This window comes from Oribacterium sp. HCP3S3_B9, assembly GCF_052064255.1.
GTDB lineage: Bacteria > Bacillota > Clostridia > Lachnospirales > Lachnospiraceae > Oribacterium.
Map to the genome: position 1 here is coordinate 1 of NZ_JBQHVY010000023.1, position 21,590 is coordinate 21,590.

Consider the following 21,590-nt stretch of genomic DNA (forward strand, 5'->3'; position numbering starts at 1 on the left):
AGATCAACACCAGATAATTCATGTCACTTGATTAAAAAAAGAGCGGCCGTTTTGCGTCGGAAAGCGGCCGTTCAAAAACGGAACAGCGACCGCTGAGCTCCGTAAACTGCAAAAACGGCAAATTTTTAGGGCTTCCGGCCTCCATTTACCGCTTTTTCCAGGGGGTCAGACCCCCTTCTGGCTAAATTCACGAGGCGTCGACCACTGCGCGGGGGTCAGCCCCCTTGGCCTCTCTGATAATGCAAAAGCCGAAGTCCCGTGGGACTTCGGCTGAATGTCATGTATTACTGGAGGGAAGCGGCGACGGCGTCCGCGAGGGCGTCGAGGGCTTCTGCGCTGAAGGAAGCGGACTTGATGGTGAGGGTGTCACCGATGTACGCGCAGTTCTTCAGGGTGTCGAACTCGGCCTTCAGGAGCTTGCCGGCGGTCGGCGCCCAGCTGCCGTTTTCGATGATGGAGATTTTCTTATTCTGTACGCTCAGGGCCTTCATGTCGGCGACGAGGTTTTCCATCTTCGGGAAGAGGCCGTTGTTGTAGGTGGTGGCACCGAAGACGAGGTTCGTCACGCGGAAGCACTCGGCGATCATCACGGAGACGTCGGTCTTCGATACATCGTAGGCCTTGATGTTCTTTACGCCGCGGGCCGCAAGCTTCATAGTGAAGGCATTGATCACGGACTCGGTGTTGCCGTAGACAGAGTTGTAGAAAACAGCGACAGCCTTCTCTTCTGCCTCGTAGCGGGACCACTGATCATAGAGCTTCAGGATGAAGCTGAGATCCTCACGCCAGATCGGTCCGTGCAGCGGGCAGAGCATCCGGATGTCGATGCCGGCGGCCTTCTTGAGAACATTCTGTACCTGCATACCGTACTTGCCGACGATGTTTGTGTAGTAGCGACGGGCATCATCTACGAAGTCCTGTGCCTTATAATCCAGCTCATCCGCGAAGATGTTACCGTTGTTCGTGCCAAATACGCCGAAGGCGTCGGCGGAGAACAGGATGCCTTCCGTCGCATCATAGCTGAACATAACCTCTGGCCAGTGGACCATCGGAGCCATCACGAAGCTGAGCTGGTGCTTACCGAGGGAGAGGGTATCGCCCTCCTTCACGACGAGCTTCCGCTCCTCCGGGATTGTCAGCGCGAAGAACTGCGTGATCATCTGGAAGGTTTTTGCATTGCCCACGACCGTCGCCTGCGGGTACTTCTCGAGTGCCTCCGCGATGAGTGCGCAGTGATCCGGCTCCATGTGGTTCACGATGAGGTAGTCGAGTGCACGGCCATCGAGCGCCGCCGCCACGTTCTCGAAGAACTGCCGCGATACGGTCGCATCCGCGGTATCGAGGAGTGCGGTCTTCTCGTCCCGGATCACGTAAGCGTTATAGGTCACACCGCGATCCAGCGGGAAAATGTTTTCAAACAGATGCAGGCGACGATCCTCGACACCTACATAAACGACATCATCTGTAATATTTCGAATAGAATACATGGCAGTCTCTCCTTTTATCGATGCTTCCAGCATCGAATTCGCAGAATTCAAATCGGAACATCGTCAAATCAATAACGATTATCGATTCGAAATTTAACACGTTTTTCGTTTCTTGTCTACACCAATCAGACATGTATGAAAACAAAATCATGACCTAAAAGAAAAGCCCGGAGCTTTCACTCCGGGCTTCTATCTTCTATTCGGTGGAGATTAGTCCTCAACCTTTACGATCTCACGCTTGTTGTAAGATCCGCAAGCCTTGCAGACTCTGTGAGGCATAACAAGAGCACCACACTTAGAACACTTAACAAGGTTCATCTTTCCCATCTTCCAGTTCGCTCTTCTAGAATCTCTGCGAGCCTTCGATGAATGATTCTTAGGACAAATTGACATATTTACACCTCCTTCGTCATACCGGGTAATTATATCCATACGGCTTTTTTATGTCAAGCAAAAACCTGGAAGGTTTTTACGATTGCACACTCGAATAAGGATACTACGAGATGCGATGAAATGCAAGTAGAAATTTCAGAAATTCCGCGGGGGCAATGCTGTCACGAGTATGTATTTTCTCTTTGGTGATCATCTCCTTATCCCCGCTTCTGTCAAACCTATACATTTCGTATCAAAGAATGATCAGGAGCGTTGCCGTGATCAGTACGATGCTGATGACGATGGAAATGGAATTCACTGCACTGGCGAGTCCGAAGTCGCTTTTCATATCCGCTGTAAATGCAGGCGCTGCCGATGCGATGGGGCTTAAAGGCAGGATCGCCAGAACCTGACGGTATTCCAGTGGAAGCGGCATGAGAAAATACAGCGCTGCTGCCATGGCGATGGATATACTGTAGCGTACGGTCAGGATTTTCACTATTTTTCCTTTCTGGCTGGTGTCTCCGGAAATCTTAAATCCTACACCCATCATCAGCATGGCCAGAAACGCATTTGCTCCGGCCAGAATGCCTGAGAATGTGATCACAGGCGCAGGAAGGGACACGTGGATCAGGGACAGTACGGTCATCAAGACATAAGCGTCAAAGGGAACGGAGCGTACCAGCGTCTTTACGATCGGCATCAGGGAAAATTTCCCATCCCCTCCCTTTACCATTTTTGCCGCGCTGTAGGCGCCTCCCAGACAGATAAACGCATTTCCCGCATCAAAAAGACTGGTTGTGATCACGCCTGCGGATCCCAGGAAGCTCTGCGCAAAGGGCATGGTGAAATTTCCTATATTATAGCCAGAGGCATTTAACATAAAAAATGCCTTTTCCTCCCTGTCCTTTCCTGAGGTCAGATACGCGGCGGCCATAAGGATCAGTCCGCCTCCCAGCCCAATCACAGATAAGATCAGAAGCGAAACCTTTACATCCGCCCCTGAAAAATTAGATACAATCGCTGCGGGAAGGGTGATTTTTAAAACGATTTTTGAAAGCACATGAAAATCCTCTTCTTTAAAAAACCCCTTCTTTCGCAACAGATATCCCATAAATATAATGGCAACAAAAGACGCTGCCTTTATCAGTATTTCAGCCATGAGGAATCTCCTTACCTTTTATTTTCTATTCTGCCTGCGCTGTAAGCCCACGTGCGCTCGGGGCATTATTCGCTTAAAAAAAGACCTGGACAACGTCCAGGTCTGAAAGGATGCGAAGATTACTGAGCCTCTACGAGACGAAGTGTATCTCTTGCGATCGCGAGCTCCTCGTTGGTCGGGATCAGGAAGACCTTGACCTTCGAATCGTCTGCAGAGATCAGAGCCTCCTTACCGCGTACGTTGTTACGCTCCGGATCGATCTTTGCTCCGATGAAGCTGAGGTACTCATCGATGATGATCTGACGGGAAAGCTTGTCGTTCTCGCCGACACCAGCGGTGAAGGCGATGGCATCTACACCGTTCATAGCTGCAGCGTATGCACCGATGTACTTCGCTACTCTGTAACGGAATGCGTCGAGTGCAACCTTAGCCATGTGGTTGCCTGCGTTCGCTGCGTTCTCAACATCACGGAAGTCAGAGGATACACCGCCGGAAAGGCCGAGTACACCGGACTTCTTGTTGAGGATGTTCAGAACCTCATCCACGGTCTTGTTCTCGTGGTTGCAGATGAACTGAACGACCGCCGGATCGATATCGCCGGAACGGGTACCCATGATCAGGCCCTCAAGAGGGGTGAGACCCATGGAAGTATCTACGCCCTTACCGCCGATGGAAGCAGAAACGGATGCACCGTTGCCGAGATGGCATACGATCACCTTTGCCTTCTCCGGATCGAGACCGCCGAACCTGATGGTCTCCTTCGATACGAATGCATGAGATGTACCGTGGAAGCCGTAACGACGGATGCCGTACTTCTCATAGTACTCGGTCGGGATTGCGTAGTAGTACGCCTTCTCCGGAAGGGTCATACCGAAGGTAGTATCAAATACAGCTACGTTTGGCTTGCCCGGAACGACCTTCTCGCATGCCTCGATACCCATGAGGTTTGCAGGGTTGTGCAGAGGGCCGAGATCGAAGCAGGAACGGATAACGTCCTTCACGTGCTCGTCTACGATGCAGGACTCTGTGATGTTTGGACCAGCATGGAGTACACGGTGTCCGATGGCACCGATCTCATCAACGGTCTTTACTACACCGTGCTCTGCATCGGTGAGTGCATCAAATACCAGCTTTACAGCGACGCTGTGATCCGGCATAGCGGACTCAATAACGAAATCCTCCTTGCCCGGTACCTTATGTGTGAGCTTACTGCCCTCGATGGCGATACGCTCGCAGAGACCCTTTGCAAGAACGGTCTCATTCTCCATATCGATGAGCTGATACTTGAGGGATGATGAACCACAGTTCAGTACAAGAATTTTCATGGGTATTACTCTCCTAAATGTTTATAATGATGATCTGCTGCAGTACCTGATACTCTACCAGGCACACACAGCAGATAAAAGAAATCAAATCTTATCGATTACGCGTTCTGTGCCTGTACCGCAGTCATTGCTACGACGCCAACGATATCATCTGCAAAACAGCCACGGCTGAGGTCGTTCACCGGCATGCTGAGACCCTGAAGAACAGGACCGTAAGCACCCGCGTGCGCAAGTCTCTGAACGAGCTTGTAGCCGATGTTACCAGCCTCGAGGGACGGGAATACAAGTACGTTCGCATGGCCTGCAACCTTGCTGCCCGGAGCCTTGAGCTCTGCTACAGAAGGAACGAGTGCGGCATCGAGCTGAAGCTCACCGTCGAGGGCGATCTCCGGATGCTGCTCGTTTGCGATCTTGACAGCCTCTGCAACCTTGGTTACATCATCATGCTTTGCAGAACCCTTGGAGGAGTAGGAAAGCATCGCAACCTTCGGCTCACGGCCGACGAAGGTCTGGAAGGACTGTGCAGAAAGGCACGCGATCTCCGCCAGCTTCTCGGAATCGAAATCGGTATTTACTGCGCAGTCAGCGAATACGAAGAGGCCGTTGCCGTCGATCTGCTCACCGAACTCACAGTTCGGAACCTCCATAAGGAAGAAACCGGAAACGGACTTGATGCCTGGCTTGGTCTTCAGAAGCTGAAGTGCCGGACGAATGGTGTTACCAGTGGAGTGGCATGCACCGGAAACGGCACCGTCTGCGTCACCGCACTTACACATAAGGCATGCATAGTACATGTAATCCTTCGTCATCTGCTCCTCAGCCTGCTCCGGGGTAAGGCCCTTCTTCGCACGAAGCTCGACGAACTTGTCGATGTACTTCTGACGGTTCGGATCTGTAAACGGATCAACGATGGTTGCACCAGTGAGGTCATAGCCTGCACCGTTCTTCTCGATCTCCTCCGGAGTACCGATGATCACGAGGTTCGCGATGCCCTCCTTTAAGATCTTCTCAGCAGCCTCGAATGTTCTCTTATCCATGGACTCTGGAAGAACGATGGTCTTCTTGTCTGCCTTTGCCTTCGCCTTGATTGTGTCAATAAATGCCATTTCAGATTTCTCCTCTCAATGCTATTTATACAATTTTACCAGTGGAAACCCACTGATTCATTCATGAAGGTACGCACGCGTGGTATGCGTGTATACAATTTGACATTGCTATTATACTCGATAAAAAGCGCTCTGCAATGCATGAGGAGCGCTTTTCGTGCACAAAATCACGGACATTCTGACAAGTTCATAACAAATCCGTCCTACGGCAGCGCCCTGTCGTCTCGAACGACTGCGTTTCAGTACTTCTCGAAACGGTCCAGGTCGACCACCATGATCGTCGCGCCGCCGATCTCGACCGGCATCGGCATCGTGGTGTAGGTGCCCATCGAGGTGCCGGAAACGTAAGGCATGTTCACCGTAATCTTCTGGCGCTTGCCGCACTGCTTCTTGATGAGCTCGATGCACTCGTCCACCATATCATCCTGGGTCGCGATCATCAGCGTCGAGTTGCCCTTCCGAAGGAAGCCACCCGTCGACGCCAGCTTCGTCACCTGGAAGTGATCCTTATTCAGTGCATCCATCACATCGTCTTCGTTATCGTTACGAACAATCGCATAAATCAGTTTCATACTGTACCTCTTTTCTGTCCTGCATAGCACGTATTTTGCCTTCTATTTTATCATAGCCGGGCGGCGTTTTCCACAAAACAAATGGGTTTCGTGGTGGATGAATGCACTGTTTTGACAGGGGCCGGCCCTCCGGCTCCCCCCTTTGCGTATATTATCCGATCACCATGAATCGTCTTGTAAACTCATTTTCCAAGTGTACATCACTGTCGTACGGGTGGTAGATCAGCCGGTACAGGTCGGCGGCGTAGAGGTCACTGCGGAACATGAGCTCGGCGTGGCCGGCGCGTATGCTCATAAGGAGGTCCTCCGGGCTTTCGATGGTCTGTCGGTGAAGCGCGTCGAGGGTGCGCTGGTAGCGCGCCGGGGAGGTGACAGCAGTTGTGGCGATGGCTGAAAGCAGCTCCTTCGCCTCCTTCCGCACGCCGAGTACACGCACGTACGGCATCGTTTCAGCCTCTCCGAAGTAGGCACCGCGGAGGGCGGCGTGGTCCTTCCGCTGGAGGTCGAGGAGGATATGGAGCAGCGCCCTCGAAATACGGCTGTAGGTGTAGTTCCGTGACTTCACAGCGGCGATGCGTTCACGGAAACGCATCCGCTCACGTACCTGTTTTCGGAGCGCGTCGGCGATCTCACGCGAGACGTCGAGGTAATCGCAGAGCACAGAATTCGCTTCCGGCGCCACGCTGTCGAGGTAGCTGAGCTGCAGCAGACGGTAGCTCAGCATATCGCTCAGCATGTCGAGCGTCGCATAGCCCTGGTGCGCCGCGCCACGGATGCCACGGAGTGGCGGGGCCGAAAGCTCCGCTGTCGTCGTCCTGCTGCCCTCTTCCACCTCCTGTGAAGTGACACGCTCCGGGGCCGATTCTTCTTTCGCAGCCACACACGACAGCTCATTCTGCAGGATCGCGTCGCGGATCGAGTGGGCGCTCGGCAGACTCAGCTTTCGGCGAATGCAGGCGACCTCGAAGCAGTCACCCTGCCGTTTCACTGCTTTGATATACTCGAGTCCGAGCACGTCGTTGGACTGGAGATCAAATGCGCTTCGGTTCTCGAGCATCATCTCGAAGGCCTCCTCGTCATCACCGCTGAGGACGAGCTTCATCGCTTCTGCCCGCGCCTTCGGATAACTCATGCCGGAGGCCACACCGTCGCGGACGACAGCATTGAACTTCGCATGGGCGGTGGAGCCGGTGGAAAGCTCGAGGGTGGCCATCTGCTGGAGCTTCGCGAGGTCAGCGGATTCGGAGCCGAACACGAGCTGGTCCACGAAGCCGAGGGAACGCAGAACCGCGACACCACCGGCCGCGAAATCCTCTGCGCTGGAGGTCGAGAACATGACCGGGATCTGCACGACGAGGTCAACGCCATGCAGGAGTGCGTCCCGGGCGCGCTCGTACTTGTCGAAGATCGCCGGCTCGCCGCGCTGCACGAAATCGCCGGACATCGCGGCGACGATGACATCCGCATGGTACTCGGCGCGGATCTGATTGATCATGTACTGATGTCCCGCATGGAAGGGATTGTATTCGGTGATGATACCGACGACTTTTTTTCCGTTGATCATTGTGTCCTCACAGCCAGGATCCGAACGCTCTACAGCACTTTGCTTCCGGCAGAAGGCGGTCTCGGCAGTCCTGGTCATCTTTCATAATGTCGATTCGAGTTGAATCATCTGCATGATTCAGATACAAGACAAATATATCAAAAAAAGCGCACGACGGAAATCTCACTTTCCATCATGCGCATGAAATCATGTTTCGTTTCGAACCGCTCAGATGCTCATAAACATGAGCCGCTGATCAGTGCCTCAGTTCTTAAAGCTGTGGATCGGTGCCGGGATGCGTCCCTTACGGTTCACGAAGCCGGAGCAATCGAATGTGTTGACCGCCATGACCGGTGCGTGTCCGAGGAGGCCGCCGAAATCGACGTGGTCGCCGACCTTCTTGCCGATGGCCGGGATGACACGAACCGCGGTGGTTTTCTGGTTGACCATGCCGAGGGCTGCCTCGTCCGCGATGATACCGGAGATCGTGGTCGCCGGCGTGTCGCCCGGGATGGCGATCATATCGAGACCGACAGAGCATACGCAGGTCATCGCCTCGAGCTTCTCGATGTTGAGGGCACCTGCCTCGACGGCATTGATCATACCCTGATCCTCGGAAACCGGGATGAACGCGCCGCTGAGTCCGCCGACGGAGCTGGACGCCATGATACCGCCCTTCTTCACCTGGTCGTTCAGCATCGCCAGTGCGGCGGTCGTGCCCGGTGCACCGGTACGCTCGAGTCCCATCGCCTCCAGGATGTCAGAAACCGAATCACCGATGGCTGGCGTCGGTGCGAGGGAGAGGTCAATGATGCCGAACGGAACACCGAGCTTACGGCTCGCCTCCTTCGCTACCAGCTGGCCTACGCGGGTGATCTTAAACGCGGTCTTCTTGATGAGCTCGGACAACTCCTCGAAGTCAAGGCCCTCCGCGTGCTGCAGTGCATCACGTACGACGCCCGGTCCAGAAACACCGACGTTCAGGATACAGTCTGCCTCGGAAACGCCATGGAAGGCGCCGGCCATGAACGGGTTGTCATCCGGTGCGTTACAGAAAACGACAAGCTTCGAGCAGGCGCTCGAGTCGGTGTCGGCGGTACGCTCGGCCGCCTCACGGATCATCTCACCCATAAGACGAACGGCGTCCATATTGATACCGGTCTTCGTGGAGCCGAGGTTGACGCTGGAGCAGACGATGTCGGTCTCGGCGAGCGCCTGTGGGATCGCACGCATCAGCATCTCATCCGCCGGGGTCATGCCCTTCTGGCAGATGGCAGAGAAACCGCCGAGGAAATTGACCCCGACTGCCTTCGCTGCCTTGTCAAGGGTATGGGCGACCTTCACGAAATCCGCAGAGGACTTGCAGGCACTGCCGGCCGCGATCGCAATCGGCGTGACGGAGATACGCTTGTTGACGATCGGCACACTGTACTCGCGGCTGATCTCCTCTCCTGTCTTCACAAGGTCACGCGCATAGCGGGTGATTTTCTTATAGATGTTGTCACAGAAGGTGTCGACATCACCAGCTGCACAGTCGAGAAGACTGATTCCCATGGTGATCGTACGGACATCGAGGTTATTATGTTCGATCATATTGTTGGTCTCCGCGACCTCCAGGACATTGACCGCATCAAAAGAGCTTGCCATTCTGATTCTCCTTTTCGTTTATGATAAAGTCTCGTGCGCTTCGCTGGCTGCCTTGGGCCTGAGATGGACCCTGCGGCAGTTCCTTCGGAACGCAATCACAGATTGCGCCATTTACGGTCGATGTTTGTCGAAACAAACATCTCCCTCAAATTCTATGCATCATCGTGAAGATCTCTTCGAGCTGCATCTTGATATCGACGCCGATCTGATCCTTACCATACTGTGCGATCTCGGCAGCGACGGTGTCGAAGCTCTCCGTAGAGTTCGACACATCCACGATCATCATCATGTTAAAGAATCCGCCGGTGATGGTCTGTGAGATATCGAGGATGTTGATGTTCTTCTCGGAAAGGAAGGTACAAACCTTCGCAATGATGCCGACGGTGTCCTTACCAACTACGGTGATAATCGCTTTTTTCATAGAGCCTCCTCTTATGCCTGCTGCCGGGTGCCAGCGCCGCCTCGGTTTCTGCATACATACTACATTTACATGTTTATATGCGGGATAAAATCCCCGTATATGTATAGAACATGTCTGTTCCATGCTTTCTTAATATCTAAGCATTTAAAAAAGTAAAACGCAACCTGTTTTCCGCTTCGTCTATGAAAAAAACCATGCGTAAATCGCGCTTCTCATGTCCATAAATGCTAAAAAGGACAGGGTGACCCTGTCCTCGATAGCCCGTACTTATGGCGGTCATTCTATGATTTTATATTAGTGTAAGCTGCAGTTTTACCAGTTTATGGGGTCTGACCCCATTACGAAATTCTTAAGATGGCCGGGGTCTACAGTTCGATGATGTCCGAGATGCGGTCGCGCTGCGCGACGCTGATGTCGAAATCGCCGGCGCGGTAGTCGGAGTCTGATCCGTCGATCTCCTGCTGTACGGTTTTCAGCGCGAGCTCCGGGAGGTTGTTCTCCTTACTGAGATGCCCGAGAAAGACATGCTTCACATGCGGATTCAGGATGCGGTCGATGAGATGCCCGGAGCTTTCGTTACTGAGGTGGCCATGGTCACTCAGGATCCGGCGCTTCAGGGACATCGGATACGGGCCCGTGCTCAGCATGCGGACATCGTGGTTCGCTTCGACCACCATCGCGTCGAGATTTTCAAGATGCGATACGATGTAATCGTCGTAGTGCCCCATGTCGGTGGCGACGGCGACACGCTTCTCGCCCGCCTCGATACGGTAGCCGACCGGATCCGCTGCGTCATGATCGATGGAAAACGGGATTACGCTAAGGTCGCCGACGGTGGTCACAGCATCCGGAAGGATCGGCTGCAGCAGATCCGTCGCGAAATCACCGAGCGTACGATTCAGCATCACCTCACGAAGCGTGCCCAGCGTGCCGTAGATCGGAATCTGGTATTTACGGGATATCGTACCGACGGCACGGATATGATCGATGTGTTCATGCGTGAGGAAAATCGCCTGCACATCCGAAAGCTCGAGGTCCAGCGCGTGGAGTCCCTGATTGACAGCCTTCATCGTCACCCCCACATCCACCAGCACATGCGTATGGTCCGTGCCGATGTAGCTGCTGTTCCCGCTGGAGCCACTGGCGATACTCGTAAATCTCATAAAACTGCTTTCATCCTTCCTTTTATAGCAATCCAGTCAAGTAAACACGGAGGACCAGCAACGGAGACACAGTACTGCGAGGCTTACACCTGGAGTGTTCTGTCCTTCATGTTTTGAAATCGAATCCGGACATGGTGGGCGCGGCCCACTCAATGCACAGTACAGAACCCGGTGAAATGTCCGTGGCCGCTATGACAGTCTCTATCTATCTGCCACGGACATTTCGCCGGAACCTGTTCTTTTCATTCGCAAGCCTTGCGCCCGCCATGCCCCGGATTCGCTGCTACGTTTCATATTACCCTTCGTGTAAATGCTCCCTGATCGTCGTTTCTGTCTCTTCGCGGCTTCCTGAGTTATCAATCACGAAATCTGCCATCGCAGCGTACTCGTCGTCCGGAATCTGGGCGTGGATCATCGCGCGGGCTTTCTCTTCGGAGTAGCCACGGGTTTCCATGAGGCGGGCGATACGCACAGCTTCCTCGGTATAGACGAACCATACCTCGTCGCAGAGCTCCACGAAATGGGCGATCGGAAGTGCTGTTTCGACGACGATGTCCGCCCCGCTCTTCCGCGCCGCGCGCACCTGCGTATCGACGTATTTCCAGACTGCCGGGTGGACGATGCTGTCGACCTGTGACCGCAGCTTCTGTTTTCCGACACCGTAGATTCTCGACGCGAAAACCGGCAGATCGACACTGCCGTCGGCCCGCTCGATATCCGCACCGAGCAGCGCCTTAAGTGCCTCAAACACTGGATCTCCATGGACATAAAACGACTTCGCAATGTCGTCCGTCCGGTACGCTGTAAACTGATACTCCTGCGTGAGAACGTCCAGCACACTGGATTTCCCCGCACCGACGCCTCCGATCACTCCGATCACCATTGATTTCCTTTCAGTTTATGGGGTCTGACCCCATAAACTGGGTCAGACCCCATAAACTTTAACTTTAGATTTTGTTTATAAAAATTTAATGGGGTCAGACCCCAGCATCTGCTTGCCCTGCCATCGTCTTCCAGTCCGTCCACGAAAGGGCGGCCTCCGCCCAGTCCTTCGCTTGCTTCTCCTCGTTCAGCCAGGCGAGGCCCTCCATGACGCCGTCCTCCGAGAAGACGAACTCACGGAAGGTCTTGTACTCATCCGGCGTGAAGTCGAAGCTGTACGGCTCCGGCCAGACCCAGACGCCGAGCGTGTAGCGATCCTTCGTCGGGTTCATGATCGTCTCACCGGTCTTTTTATCGACCGGATATGCCGCCTCCCCCGCCTCGATCTTCTGAAGCAGCTCCGTATCCGGCTCCGTATACGTCACCTTACTCATACGGAAGCGCATTCCCTCTGAGGAGCCGGCAAAGGGCTCCATCTTCAGGAATCCGATGTGCATGATATCGTTCGATTGGATTTCTTTCATTTTTCTATCCATTCCTTTCACCTCGCCCAGGCACAAAACAGTAACAATTAAGCTAGCTAAATCTGACAAAGATTGATGGTACTATCCAATAACCGCTTGATTTCGAAATCATGGATACTTTCAACATCGTTTATCATTTTTATGCGCAGAGCTAAACTATCCACGATTTTGAAATAAGGCACTTATTGGATACTTTTCCGCGAAATCAGGCATACGCATATATGCGTACTATCCAATCTACCTCATTTTTTCAAATAGTAGATATGGATTTCGAACTTCATAGAAGCATTTCTTTAAGCAGATATCCAATAACGCTTCATTTTTTTAATACTGGATACTCGAGCCCGAATTCTCCTTATGAAATAAGGCTTTTCATATCCAGTATTTTTGAAATCACCTAAGAGTGGATACTTTACAATCGATTTCGATTATTTCGGTCCAAAAATATATCCAGTTTTTTCAAAATCAAACCATATTAGATAGTGATGTAATATGACAGTAAGGGTCGGCAGCCCCTCCGGGCATCTTAGCGGTACTGTTATCTTCCAATGGAAGCCCTTGCTCACCCCTTCGGTGTTTGCTGAAGCAAACACCTCAGTGTGCGGCATCCCAGTTTTCGCCCACATTCGCGTCGGCGACGAGCTCGACGGCGAGGTCGACGGCGTGCTGCATCTTATCGACAAGGAGGGCCTTCACGGCCTCCTGCTCGGCAACGGGCGCTTCGATCAGAAGCTCATCGTGCACCTGCAGCACGATGCGGGATGCATAACCGCCCGCACGGAGGGCACAGTTCACCTCGTTCATCGCTTTCTTCATGATGTCGGCGGCACTGCCCTGGATCGGGGAGTTCATCGCGACACGCTCACTGAAGCTGCGGCGCGCGAAGTTCGAGGCATTGATGTCCGGCACCGGCCGACGACGCCCGAAGATCGTCTTCACATAGCCGTGCTCATGCGCGAACGCCACCTCGCCATCGAGGTACTTCTTGACATCCGGATACGCCGCGAAGTACCGCTCGATGTACTCCTTCGCCTCACTCCGACTGATGCTGAGACCCTCACTGAGACCGAAGGCCGAGATACCGTAGACGATACCAAAGTTGACCGCCTTCGCGTTCCGACGAAGCTCCGGCGTCACCTCCTCGAGCGGCACATGGAAGACCTGCGAGGCCGTCACGGCATGAATATCGCTCGCATCCTTATACGCTGCGATCAGCTTCGCATCACCCGAGAGCGATGCGAGGATACGGAGCTCGACCTGGGAATAGTCGGCGTCGATGAAGACGCAGCCCGGTTTCGGCACGAAAACGGTGCGGAAGCGTCGACCAAGCTCCGTACGCACCGGGATGTTCTGCAAGTTCGGATTCGTCGACGAGATACGGCCCGTCGCCGTCACCATCTGATTGAACTCTCCATGGATGCGGCCATCCGCCTGAATAAAGTTCAGAAGTCCCTCCGCATAGGTCGAGTTCAGCTTCGTAAGCGTACGGTAATTCAGGATATCCGCCACGATCTCGTGGTCCTCGGCGAGCTTCTCGAGCACATCCGCCGCGGTCGAATACCCGGACTTCGTCTTCTTGCCGCCCTTCATGCCGAGCTTCACGAATAGAATCTCCCCGAGCTGCTTCGGCGAGTTGATGTTGAACTCCTCCCCCGCCTCTTCGTAGATGCGCGCCTGCAGCTCTTCGATGCCGGCCCGAAGCTCGACGCCATAGTCGACGAGCGCCTGCTTATCAACCAGGATACCGGCCCGCTGCATGTCATACAGTGTATACACGAGCGGCATCTCGATCTCCTCATAGAGTGTCCGCTCCTCGAGCTCCTCCAGCTTCGCGAAAATCTTCTTCGCACTGCGAAGCGCCACGATCGCGCTGTACGCCGCCATGGTGCACGCCACCGGATCCGCCGAGCAGCCGTCAGCGTCCGTGTTGAAGCCCGCCACCTGCGCACCGTCGCCTGCATTGGCCGCGTCGTCCGTAAACGGATTCGGACAATGCGGTCGATCCTTCAGATCGTCACGGAGTTCCTTTTCTGACGGCAGTGTGAGGCCCATGAAATCGCGGGCGAGGTCCTCGTAGCTGTAGCTGTCCTTCAGCGGATTGATGACGTACGCCGCGAGCGCGAGGTCATAGACCGGGCTCTCCGGCGCGAAGGCACAGTGGTAGAGCGCCTGCTTCAGGTTCATGGTGTAGAGCTCGACGCCCTTTTTCTGTGCCAGCGCCTGCAGCTCCGTCTGCCAGTCGAAGCCGTAGAAATGGTAGCTGCGGTCACCGGCCAGCGCGAAGTAAAGGTCTTCCCCGGCGATGGCGAAGCCGGCCTGGCCCTCACTCGCCGCGTCCCGGAAGGCAATGCGCGCAAGGTACGGGTCGTCGACCTCCTTGAGGCCCGACAGATCCAGCTGCTGCTCCGCCGCGAGGTCGAGGCTCGACACATCGAAGCGCTTCAGGAGCGACTTCAGCTCCAGCCGCTTCACAAACTCGAAGGAGTCTGCATTGAACATGTTCTCGACGCGGGCGTCATCATAATCGAAGTCGATCGGGGCGTCAATGCAGATGGTCGCGAGGGTCTTCGACAACGCGGCGCTCTCCCACTCATCGATCAGCATCTGCGCGGCCTTCGGCTTCCGCGGGACCTTGAACTCCGGGTCGCCCGCCAGCGCCGCTGCATGCGCCGCCTCGATGGTGTGATACTTCGTGATGATCCACTCCGCAGACTTCGGACCGAGGCCCGGCACACCCGGGATGTTATCGGAGGTGTCACCCATCAGGGCCTTCAGGTCGATGAACTCGAGCGGCGTCACGTTCCACTCCTTCATCACATCGTCCGGATAGTAGTTGTAGACCGTCGTCACGCCCTTCGCCGTCTTCGGAAGACAGATCTTGATCTTCTCATCCGCAAGCTGCAGGAGGTCACGGTCACCAGAGACGATCGTCACCTCCACGCCCTCCTTCTGGCAGCGCTTTGCGATGGTACCGAGAAGGTCATCCGCCTCATAGCCGCCCTTCATGAGGAGCGGAATGTGCATCGACCGAAGCACCTCCTGCATCAGCGGAATCTGCTCGTGCAGCTCCGGCGGCATCGGCTTCCGCGTCCCCTTATAGTCAGCAAACATCTTATGGCGGAAGGTCGGCTCGTGCACATCGAAGGCCACCGCCAGATGATCCGCCTGCTCCTGATCCAGCACCTTCAGAAGGATATTCAGGAAACCATAGACCGCATTTGTATGCAGCCCCTGCGAATTCGTCAGCTCCGGGATCCCGTAAAACGCCCGGGACATGATGCTGTGTCCATCGATCAGTAAAATCTTATCCGTCAACTCTCTTCCTCCTCTAACGATTGAAACCATATATGATCAAAACCTGATGCGTTCAAAAGCAGATTGCATTGAAAACAGCTGTCCTGAACATCTGAAGCGATCAGAACCGGACGCCGCCATAGGCAGCTGTCCTGAACATCCGTGACTGCCGATATCAGACAGTCACGAAACCACTGGCTACAGAAACCAGATCCGAAGCTGCAGAAGCAGCGTCACCAGTACCGCCCAGAACACGACCGAATCCGCCGCCATCCGGATGATCCGGATTGCGTGGATACGAAACAGATAAAAGCGCGTATCCATCAGCTGCCGCCGGAAGGACCCGTCGATGTTCAGATTCGAATCATCCACCGCATCCAGCTTCTGCACACCACTGTAGACCATATGCGTGATCCGCAGCTCCTCCATGCACTCATCGCACTCCGAAATATGCTCCATAAACTCCTGCAGCTTCTCATCCGACAGCTTGTTATTCAGATAATCGTAAATGCACTTCCGTGCTTCCAGACAGGTCATAATCGACTTGAAAACCTCGCAATTATATGCTAAATTCTGTATGTTGTCCTCGCGTAACACAGGACTCGCCGTCATGGCGGAATGGCAGACGCGTCAGACTCAAAATCTGATAATGGTAACATTGTGTGGGTTCAAGTCCCACTGGCGGCATCGAGCTCGGACCTATGGTCCGAGCTCGATGTTATTTAAGCCATCCCATTAAAAGTATCCTTAGTTTAGAATATCCCCATCGATTAATCAAGAAGAGCATTTGAGCCATACGTATGCAAATTCCTGAGGACAGCCACCGGAAGCCATACGAAGAGGTCGTGAAGAATCAAAATTGTCCCCCTTAGAACCAGTTGGAGTAATTTTCCTTAGCACTCTCTGCAACACTGAGTTTTCATAAAGAAAACTCAGTCGTTTGCAGAGAGCCTACTGGTTCTTAGGGGGACAATTTTAGAGTCTTCCGAGCTCGTAGTACTGTGCTTCCGGGGGTTGCCCTCCGGACACCGCAACCAGGCTGCTATTTACTTCGTACCGAAGATACGGTCGCCGGCATCGCCCAGTCCCGGGCAGATGTATGCGTTCTCGTTCAGGCAGCGATCGAGGTTTCCGACGTAGATCTGTACATCCGGATGTGCCTCAGCGAGACGCTTCACGCCTTCCGGTGCCGCGATGATGCAGATGAACTTGATCTTTCTTCCGCCGTGCTTCTTGATCTGGTCGATGGCATCGACCGCAGAGCCACCGGTCGCCAGCATCGGATCACAGACGACGATCTGACGCTCCTCGATCGGGTTCGGCAGCTTGCAGAAGTACTCAACCGGCTGATGCGTGGTCTCATCGCGATACATGCCGATGTGGCCGATCTTTGCGCTCGGAACGAGTGCAGTCAGGCCGGATACCATGCCGAGGCCGGCACGAAGGATCGGCACGATGGCGAGCTTACGGCCCGCCAGCATCTCGACCTCTGCAGTCTCGATCGGCGTATCAAGCTTGACGGTCTTCGTCGGAAGGTCCGACAGTGCCTCGAAGCCCATCAGCATCGCGATCTCCTCAACGAGCTGACGGAACTCGTTGGTTCCGGTGTGCTTATCACGCAGAAGTGAAATCTTATGCGTAAGCAGCGGGTGGTTCATGATGTGTACATTTGCTCCGAAATTATGTTCCATAGTAAACTCCTTTGATATATGTTCCGACCGCAGCCGGTAGAAAACGAATCAGGTCAGCATTCAGGCAGAGGTCCCTGGCGACGCTGTGATCGCATCAGTGCTTCGCGACGATCTCCACCTCGCCCTTCGACTTGTAGATGCTGTCTGCATCCACGCAGCCGCGCACCGAGCTCAGCGGATAGACGTTCGTGTTGCGTCCGATCACCGTGCCCGGATTCAGGATAGAGCCGCATCCCACCTCGACATGGTCGCTCAGCATCGCGCCGAACTTCTTGAGTCCGGTCTCGATGTCACCGTCCTCGGTGTGTACCACGACGAGCTTCTTGTCCGACTTCACGTTCGAGGTCAGGGACGCCGCACCCATGTGGGACTTGTAGCCGAGGATCGAATCCCCAACATAATTATAGTGCGGAACCTGCACGTTGTCGAAGATCACGACATTTTTCAGCTCGCAGCTGTTGCCGATCACGCAGTGCTTTCCGACCATAATGTTGCCACGGAGGAATGCACACTGGCGCACCTCGGTCTCCGGCCCGATGATGATATACTCCGCGAGGTACGCGGACTCAAATACCGTCGCACTCTTATGGATCCAGACATGCGGCTTCACCTCCGTGTACTCGTCCTTCGGAAGCGTCGGACCGTACGCCGCGATGAAATCGTGGATCTTCGGAAGCGCCTCCCACGGATAGGTGAGTCCCTCAAAGATCGCCCCCGCCTCCGTATACTGAAGGTCATACATCGCCGCAATCGTTACATCTTGTTTTTTCATAATTCTCTTCTTTCCAGAGAGCTCAAGCTGCCTCATCCCGTGAGGCTTCGGGCTTTCTAAACTAGTATCATCTGGTGTCGGAAACCTTCATGTGGAAGTCTCCATCTATCTGATCCGCTTCTCAGATACGTCCATCAGAGCGCCCGGATCTTTTCCGTCCGACTTCGAACGAAGTCCTCGAGCTTCTCCATGTACTCGGCCTCGGTGATCGTGCCGTCCGCCACCTCCGACAGCCCCATCTCCCAGGAGGCGGTCAGCTTCGGATTCAGCAGATGCGGCACCGAAATCTTCACATAATACGCGATGTACTCGCCGAGCTTCGTCGGTGACAGCACCTGCGTCTTCTTCTGCAGCGCGATGTACTTATTGTCCACGAGCTTCGTGAGGATACCTGCACGCGTCGCACTGGTACCGATGCCCGCGCCCTTGATCTGCGCCCGCAGCTCCTCGTCCTCGATGAGGTTGCCGGCGTTTTCCATCGCGAGGATCATCGATCCGGAGGTGTAGCGCTTCGGCGGTGCCGTCTCGCCCTCCTTCACGCGCAGCGTCTCGAGCTGCAGCTTCTGCCCCTTCCGGAGCTTCAGCAGTGCCTCACTCAGGCTTCGGTTGTCGCCCTCCTCTTCGCTCTCTCCACCGTTTTCCAGGCCAATGCTTCCGTCCGCTCGCGTCGTCGCGACGCCGTCCGGTCCCGTGGTCGAAGAAGCCATGGTCGCGGCATCCGACATGGTGCCTCCTGCATTGGCCGTGTGACTGGCCGAGGCCGCCGTCGCCATGGTAGAAGCCATCGACGATCCGGCGCCTGCATTGGCCGGATCCGCTGTCGGGGACGCACCGCCAAGGGCCGCGCTCCGACGCAGGTCAGCAACCTTCCGATAGCCCTCGTCCTTCAGGGCACGGGAGCTCACGCTGAAGGTCTCGCCCTGGCAGTCGATCATCAGCGCGATGCGCTCGTAGATCGCCGGCGGGAAGAAAATCGAGAGGAAGCGACGGCAGATGAGCTCGTACACCTTCTTCGAAAGCGGCTTCAGCGACTGGTACTCGCGCTGGCCCTGACCGGTCGGGATGATCGCGTAGTGGTCGGCGATCTTCTTGTCGTCGACGTAGCGGGTCTTCGCGATGCTTCGGAAGCTGCCGGACGACAGGATCTCCTGCGCCTGCGGGGCCACCGGTGCGTAGCTCGCGATGCCGCGGATGTTCTTCTCGATCTCCTTCGAAACGGCGGTCGAGAGCACACGCGCATCGGTACGCGGGTAGGTGGTCAGCTTCTTCTCGTAGAGCTCCTGCGCGATGGCGAGGGTCTCATCCGGGCTGATCTTGAACATCTTCGCGCAGTCGTTCTGCAGCTCCGCGAGGTTGTAGAGCAGCGGCGGATTCTTCGTCTCCTTCTTCTTCGTGACAGCCGTCACCGTCGCTTCACACGGAAACGGCATGAAACTCTTCATGAATTCGGCGGCGCGCTCCGGCCTCAGGAAGCCCTTGCCGTCGTAGATGTCCGTCGGGCTGTAGCGTGACGACTGCTCCGACGGCTTCCAGTCCGCACTCAGCTTCGCGCCTTCCCCGAGATCGAAATCGCCGAGGATGCGGTAGAAGGTCGTCTTCTGGAAGGCCCGGATCTCCTGCTCTCGCTTGACGATCATGCCGAGGACGCAGGTCATGACGCGGCCGACGGCCACGGTCATCTTCTCCTCCGGCTTCATGCCGAGCTGCTGCTTGATCCGGTAGCGGTACTTGAGCGACAGCGCGCGGCTGAAGTTGATGCCTATGAGGTAGTCTTCCTTCGCCCGGCTGAAGGCCGCCGCCGACAGGTGGTCATACTCGCTGTCGAGCTTCGCCTCGCGGATGCCGCGGAGGATCTCCTCGTTCGTCTGGGAATCGATCCAGACACGGCGACGCTCCTTCTCCTTCGGCACCTCTGCCATCCTGTCGACGAGCCGGTAGATGTACTCTCCCTCGCGGGCACTATCGGTGCAGATGTAGATGGTTTCGACATCCGGACGGTTCAGCTGCTTCGCGACGACCGCGAACTGCTTTGCCGTGCTCTTACTGACCTCGTATTTCCACTCATCCGCCTTTGGGATGAACGGGAGCGTGTCAAAGCTCCACTTCTGGTACTTCTCGTCATACGCTGCCGGGTAGCTGAGCTGTACGAGGTGACCCACGCACCAGGTCACCACATAATCTTCATTTTCCAGGAAGCCGTCGCCGCGCCGGACATTCTTCATCCCGAGCGCCTGTGCAAACTGCTGCGCCACCGACGGCTTCTCTGCGATAAATAATTTCTTCAATTCGCCTCCCACTGATCCATGTACGAGCGCCGGCTTCATGTGAAGCCGCTTCAGCGAATGCGCGCCGCGCACCGCCCGTGGATGTTCTGTGGGTGCTTCGAAAAGAAGTACTTCTGTTTACTGAAGCTCCCACTTGTAGATCGTCGTTGTGTCGTATTCCTCGCCGGCCTTCACGATGCTGGTCGGCCACTCTGGCTTATGCAGGCAGTCCGGATAGTGCTGGGTCTCGAAGCAGTACGCATGGCGTGGTCCGAAGTGCGCCCCGTTTTTGCCCTCGAAATCACTGCCCATGAAGTTCGCGGTATAGAACTGCAAGCCCTCGAGATCGGTATAGATGGACATCCGGATGCCGGACTCCTCCGCATACGCAGAGGCGACGAGACGTACGTCCCCGTCATAGTCATTGAGCACCCAGTTATGATCGAAGCCGTGCGCAAACTTCAGCTGATCGAAGTCCGCATCGATATCGCGTGCGATCACCTTCTCGGTGGTGAAGTCCATCGGGGTGCCGGCCACCGGCTCGATACGACCGTACGGGATCGAAATCTCGCTGGCCGGTGTATAGCTGTCTGCATGAATCCAGACACGCTGATTCATCGCGTCACCACTGTCATAGCCGTTCAGGTTGAAGTACGCGTGGTTCGTCATATTGAAGACGGTGTCCTGGTCGGCGGTCGCCTGATAGTGGATCTCGAGCGCGTCGTCCTCGGTCAGGGTGTAGGTCACGGCCACCTCGGCAGCGCCAGGGAAGCCCTGATCACCGTCCGGGGAATGCAGAGAGAAGATCACGTAGCTGCCGAGGCCAGCGTCTGCATAGTCTGCCTCCCAGATGCGCGTACGCCAGTAATCCGGTCCGGAATGGAGATTGTTGGCACCATTGTCATTGACGGCGAGCGCATAATGCTTTCCATTCAAATCGAAGCCCGCCTGACCGATACGGTTCGCGTTTCGACCGACCGGCTCACCCATGTGACCCGGATTCTCAAGCAGAAGCTCCGCCTGATCGACACCGAGTACGACATCCCGCATCTTTCCGTCCTTATCACGTACCAGCATCGTAAGCCAGATGGCACCGAGATTCGTAAAGCTCGCCTCCGTACCATGCTGATTTGTAATCGTATATCGCTTCACCTCGCGGCCATCCTTCAGTGTTCCAAGCACTGATTCTCTCACTGACATCGCATGTCCCTCCCATCGAAGATTCAATACCGAAAATGCAAGGGCAGCTTTTCATCGACACTCACGCAACTCTCCCATCCCCTTCTGCAGGGTCTGGGAATAGCAAGCGCGTCATCGGCACCGCCCATAAACTGCAAGTATTATACTCTATTTTCAGGCTCGTTT

18 protein-coding genes and 1 tRNA gene are annotated in these 21,590 nt (G+C 55.1%); 1 reads left to right on the plus strand and 18 read right to left on the minus strand.

What is annotated here, in order from left to right; translation table 11 throughout:
• Window positions 1–284: 284 nt before the first annotated feature.
• From ACTNC3_RS10225 to ACTNC3_RS10290, 14 genes are all read right to left on the minus strand, one after another.
• Complete coding sequence (locus ACTNC3_RS10225) at window positions 285–1,487, minus strand: FprA family A-type flavoprotein (RefSeq protein WP_441227367.1); 1,203 nt, start codon at window positions 1,485–1,487, stop codon at window positions 285–287.
• Between the two features lie 210 nt (window positions 1,488–1,697).
• Window positions 1,698–1,880 (minus strand): 50S ribosomal protein L32, encoded by a 183-nt coding sequence (gene rpmF, locus ACTNC3_RS10230; RefSeq protein ID WP_029200168.1) that lies wholly within the window; start codon window positions 1,878–1,880, stop codon window positions 1,698–1,700.
• A 232-nt stretch (window positions 1,881–2,112) separates the two neighbouring features.
• Complete coding sequence (locus tag ACTNC3_RS10235; protein WP_410043935.1) at window positions 2,113–3,021, minus strand: AEC family transporter; 909 nt, start codon at window positions 3,019–3,021, stop codon at window positions 2,113–2,115.
• Window positions 3,022–3,140: 119 nt separating this feature from the next.
• On the minus strand, window positions 3,141–4,346 hold the full coding sequence (locus tag ACTNC3_RS10240) for an acetate kinase (RefSeq protein ID WP_441227368.1): 1,206 nt from the start codon (window positions 4,344–4,346) through the stop codon (window positions 3,141–3,143).
• 98 nt (window positions 4,347–4,444) lie between these two features.
• Window positions 4,445–5,452, minus strand: a complete 1,008-nt coding sequence (gene pta / locus ACTNC3_RS10245; protein WP_441227369.1) for a phosphate acetyltransferase — start codon at window positions 5,450–5,452, stop codon at window positions 4,445–4,447.
• A 239-nt stretch (window positions 5,453–5,691) separates the two neighbouring features.
• On the minus strand, window positions 5,692–6,024 hold the full coding sequence (locus tag ACTNC3_RS10250; protein WP_410043938.1) for a cyclic-di-AMP receptor: 333 nt from the start codon (window positions 6,022–6,024) through the stop codon (window positions 5,692–5,694).
• Window positions 6,025–6,175: 151 nt separating this feature from the next.
• Window positions 6,176–7,588, minus strand: coding sequence for a nucleotidyltransferase family protein (locus ACTNC3_RS10255; RefSeq protein WP_441227370.1), 1,413 nt, complete (start codon window positions 7,586–7,588; stop codon window positions 6,176–6,178).
• A 243-nt stretch (window positions 7,589–7,831) separates the two neighbouring features.
• Entirely contained in the window at window positions 7,832–9,214 is a 1,383-nt protein-coding gene (locus tag ACTNC3_RS10260) for a PFL family protein (RefSeq protein ID WP_410043940.1), read from the minus strand.
• Between the two features lie 145 nt (window positions 9,215–9,359).
• Entirely contained in the window at window positions 9,360–9,635 is a 276-nt protein-coding gene (locus tag ACTNC3_RS10265) for an ACT domain-containing protein (protein ID WP_410043941.1), read from the minus strand.
• A 365-nt stretch (window positions 9,636–10,000) separates the two neighbouring features.
• A complete protein-coding gene (locus ACTNC3_RS10270) occupies window positions 10,001–10,798 on the minus strand; it encodes an MBL fold metallo-hydrolase (RefSeq protein WP_441227371.1) in 798 nt (265 codons plus the stop codon).
• Between the two features lie 295 nt (window positions 10,799–11,093).
• A complete protein-coding gene (gene coaE, locus ACTNC3_RS10275) occupies window positions 11,094–11,681 on the minus strand; it encodes a dephospho-CoA kinase (protein WP_441227372.1) in 588 nt (195 codons plus the stop codon).
• A 94-nt stretch (window positions 11,682–11,775) separates the two neighbouring features.
• Window positions 11,776–12,204, minus strand: coding sequence for a hypothetical protein (locus ACTNC3_RS10280; RefSeq protein ID WP_441227373.1), 429 nt, complete (start codon window positions 12,202–12,204; stop codon window positions 11,776–11,778).
• Window positions 12,205–12,798: 594 nt separating this feature from the next.
• Window positions 12,799–15,519: a DNA polymerase I gene (gene polA, locus ACTNC3_RS10285; protein WP_441227374.1), complete on the minus strand. Its 2,721-nt coding sequence runs from the start codon at window positions 15,517–15,519 to the stop codon at window positions 12,799–12,801.
• Window positions 15,520–15,696: 177 nt separating this feature from the next.
• Window positions 15,697–16,035, minus strand: a complete 339-nt coding sequence (locus ACTNC3_RS10290) for an anti-sigma factor family protein (RefSeq protein WP_410043856.1) — start codon at window positions 16,033–16,035, stop codon at window positions 15,697–15,699.
• 67 nt (window positions 16,036–16,102) lie between these two features.
• Here ACTNC3_RS10290 and ACTNC3_RS10295 point away from each other — a divergent pair.
• Window positions 16,103–16,185: transfer RNA gene (locus tag ACTNC3_RS10295), tRNA-Leu, on the plus strand.
• Window positions 16,186–16,544: 359 nt separating this feature from the next.
• On the opposite strand, the gene upp is transcribed toward ACTNC3_RS10295, so the two are convergent.
• The 4 genes from upp to ACTNC3_RS10315 form a co-directional block, all read right to left on the minus strand.
• A complete protein-coding gene (gene upp / locus ACTNC3_RS10300) occupies window positions 16,545–17,189 on the minus strand; it encodes a uracil phosphoribosyltransferase (RefSeq protein WP_441227375.1) in 645 nt (214 codons plus the stop codon).
• Between the two features lie 94 nt (window positions 17,190–17,283).
• Complete coding sequence (locus tag ACTNC3_RS10305; protein WP_410043854.1) at window positions 17,284–17,961, minus strand: UDP-N-acetylglucosamine pyrophosphorylase; 678 nt, start codon at window positions 17,959–17,961, stop codon at window positions 17,284–17,286.
• 134 nt (window positions 17,962–18,095) lie between these two features.
• The gene (locus ACTNC3_RS10310) at window positions 18,096–20,285 is read right to left on the minus strand and encodes a DNA topoisomerase (protein ID WP_441227376.1); all 2,190 of its coding nucleotides are present in this window, start codon (window positions 20,283–20,285) and stop codon (window positions 18,096–18,098) included.
• Window positions 20,286–20,363: 78 nt separating this feature from the next.
• Window positions 20,364–21,425, minus strand: a complete 1,062-nt coding sequence (locus ACTNC3_RS10315) for an aldose epimerase family protein (RefSeq protein WP_410043852.1) — start codon at window positions 21,423–21,425, stop codon at window positions 20,364–20,366.
• Window positions 21,426–21,590: the final 165 nt, after the last annotated feature.

Excerpts from the sequence above, each read along its gene's own strand:
- ACTNC3_RS10225 (WP_441227367.1), bottom strand. The coding sequence starts at position 1,487 with ATGTATTCTATTCGAAATATTACAGATGATGTCGTTTATGTAGGTGTC.
- rpmF (WP_029200168.1), bottom strand. The coding sequence starts at position 1,880 with ATGTCAATTTGTCCTAAGAATCATTCATCGAAGGCTCGCAGAGATTCT.
- ACTNC3_RS10235 (WP_410043935.1), bottom strand. The coding sequence starts at position 3,021 with ATGGCTGAAATACTGATAAAGGCAGCGTCTTTTGTTGCCATTATATTT.
- ACTNC3_RS10240 (WP_441227368.1), bottom strand. The coding sequence starts at position 4,346 with ATGAAAATTCTTGTACTGAACTGTGGTTCATCATCCCTCAAGTATCAG.
- pta (WP_441227369.1), bottom strand. The coding sequence starts at position 5,452 with ATGGCATTTATTGACACAATCAAGGCGAAGGCAAAGGCAGACAAGAAG.
- ACTNC3_RS10250 (WP_410043938.1), bottom strand. The coding sequence starts at position 6,024 with ATGAAACTGATTTATGCGATTGTTCGTAACGATAACGAAGACGATGTG.
- ACTNC3_RS10255 (WP_441227370.1), bottom strand. The coding sequence starts at position 7,588 with ATGATCAACGGAAAAAAAGTCGTCGGTATCATCACCGAATACAATCCC.
- ACTNC3_RS10260 (WP_410043940.1), bottom strand. The coding sequence starts at position 9,214 with ATGGCAAGCTCTTTTGATGCGGTCAATGTCCTGGAGGTCGCGGAGACC.
- ACTNC3_RS10265 (WP_410043941.1), bottom strand. The coding sequence starts at position 9,635 with ATGAAAAAAGCGATTATCACCGTAGTTGGTAAGGACACCGTCGGCATC.
- ACTNC3_RS10270 (WP_441227371.1), bottom strand. The coding sequence starts at position 10,798 with ATGAGATTTACGAGTATCGCCAGTGGCTCCAGCGGGAACAGCAGCTAC.
- coaE (WP_441227372.1), bottom strand. The coding sequence starts at position 11,681 with ATGGTGATCGGAGTGATCGGAGGCGTCGGTGCGGGGAAATCCAGTGTG.
- ACTNC3_RS10280 (WP_441227373.1), bottom strand. The coding sequence starts at position 12,204 with ATGAAAGAAATCCAATCGAACGATATCATGCACATCGGATTCCTGAAG.
- ACTNC3_RS10290 (WP_410043856.1), bottom strand. The coding sequence starts at position 16,035 with ATGACCTGTCTGGAAGCACGGAAGTGCATTTACGATTATCTGAATAAC.
- upp (WP_441227375.1), bottom strand. The coding sequence starts at position 17,189 with ATGGAACATAATTTCGGAGCAAATGTACACATCATGAACCACCCGCTG.
- ACTNC3_RS10305 (WP_410043854.1), bottom strand. The coding sequence starts at position 17,961 with ATGAAAAAACAAGATGTAACGATTGCGGCGATGTATGACCTTCAGTAT.
- ACTNC3_RS10310 (WP_441227376.1), bottom strand. The coding sequence starts at position 20,285 with ATGAAGCCGGCGCTCGTACATGGATCAGTGGGAGGCGAATTGAAGAAA.
- ACTNC3_RS10315 (WP_410043852.1), bottom strand. The coding sequence starts at position 21,425 with ATGTCAGTGAGAGAATCAGTGCTTGGAACACTGAAGGATGGCCGCGAG.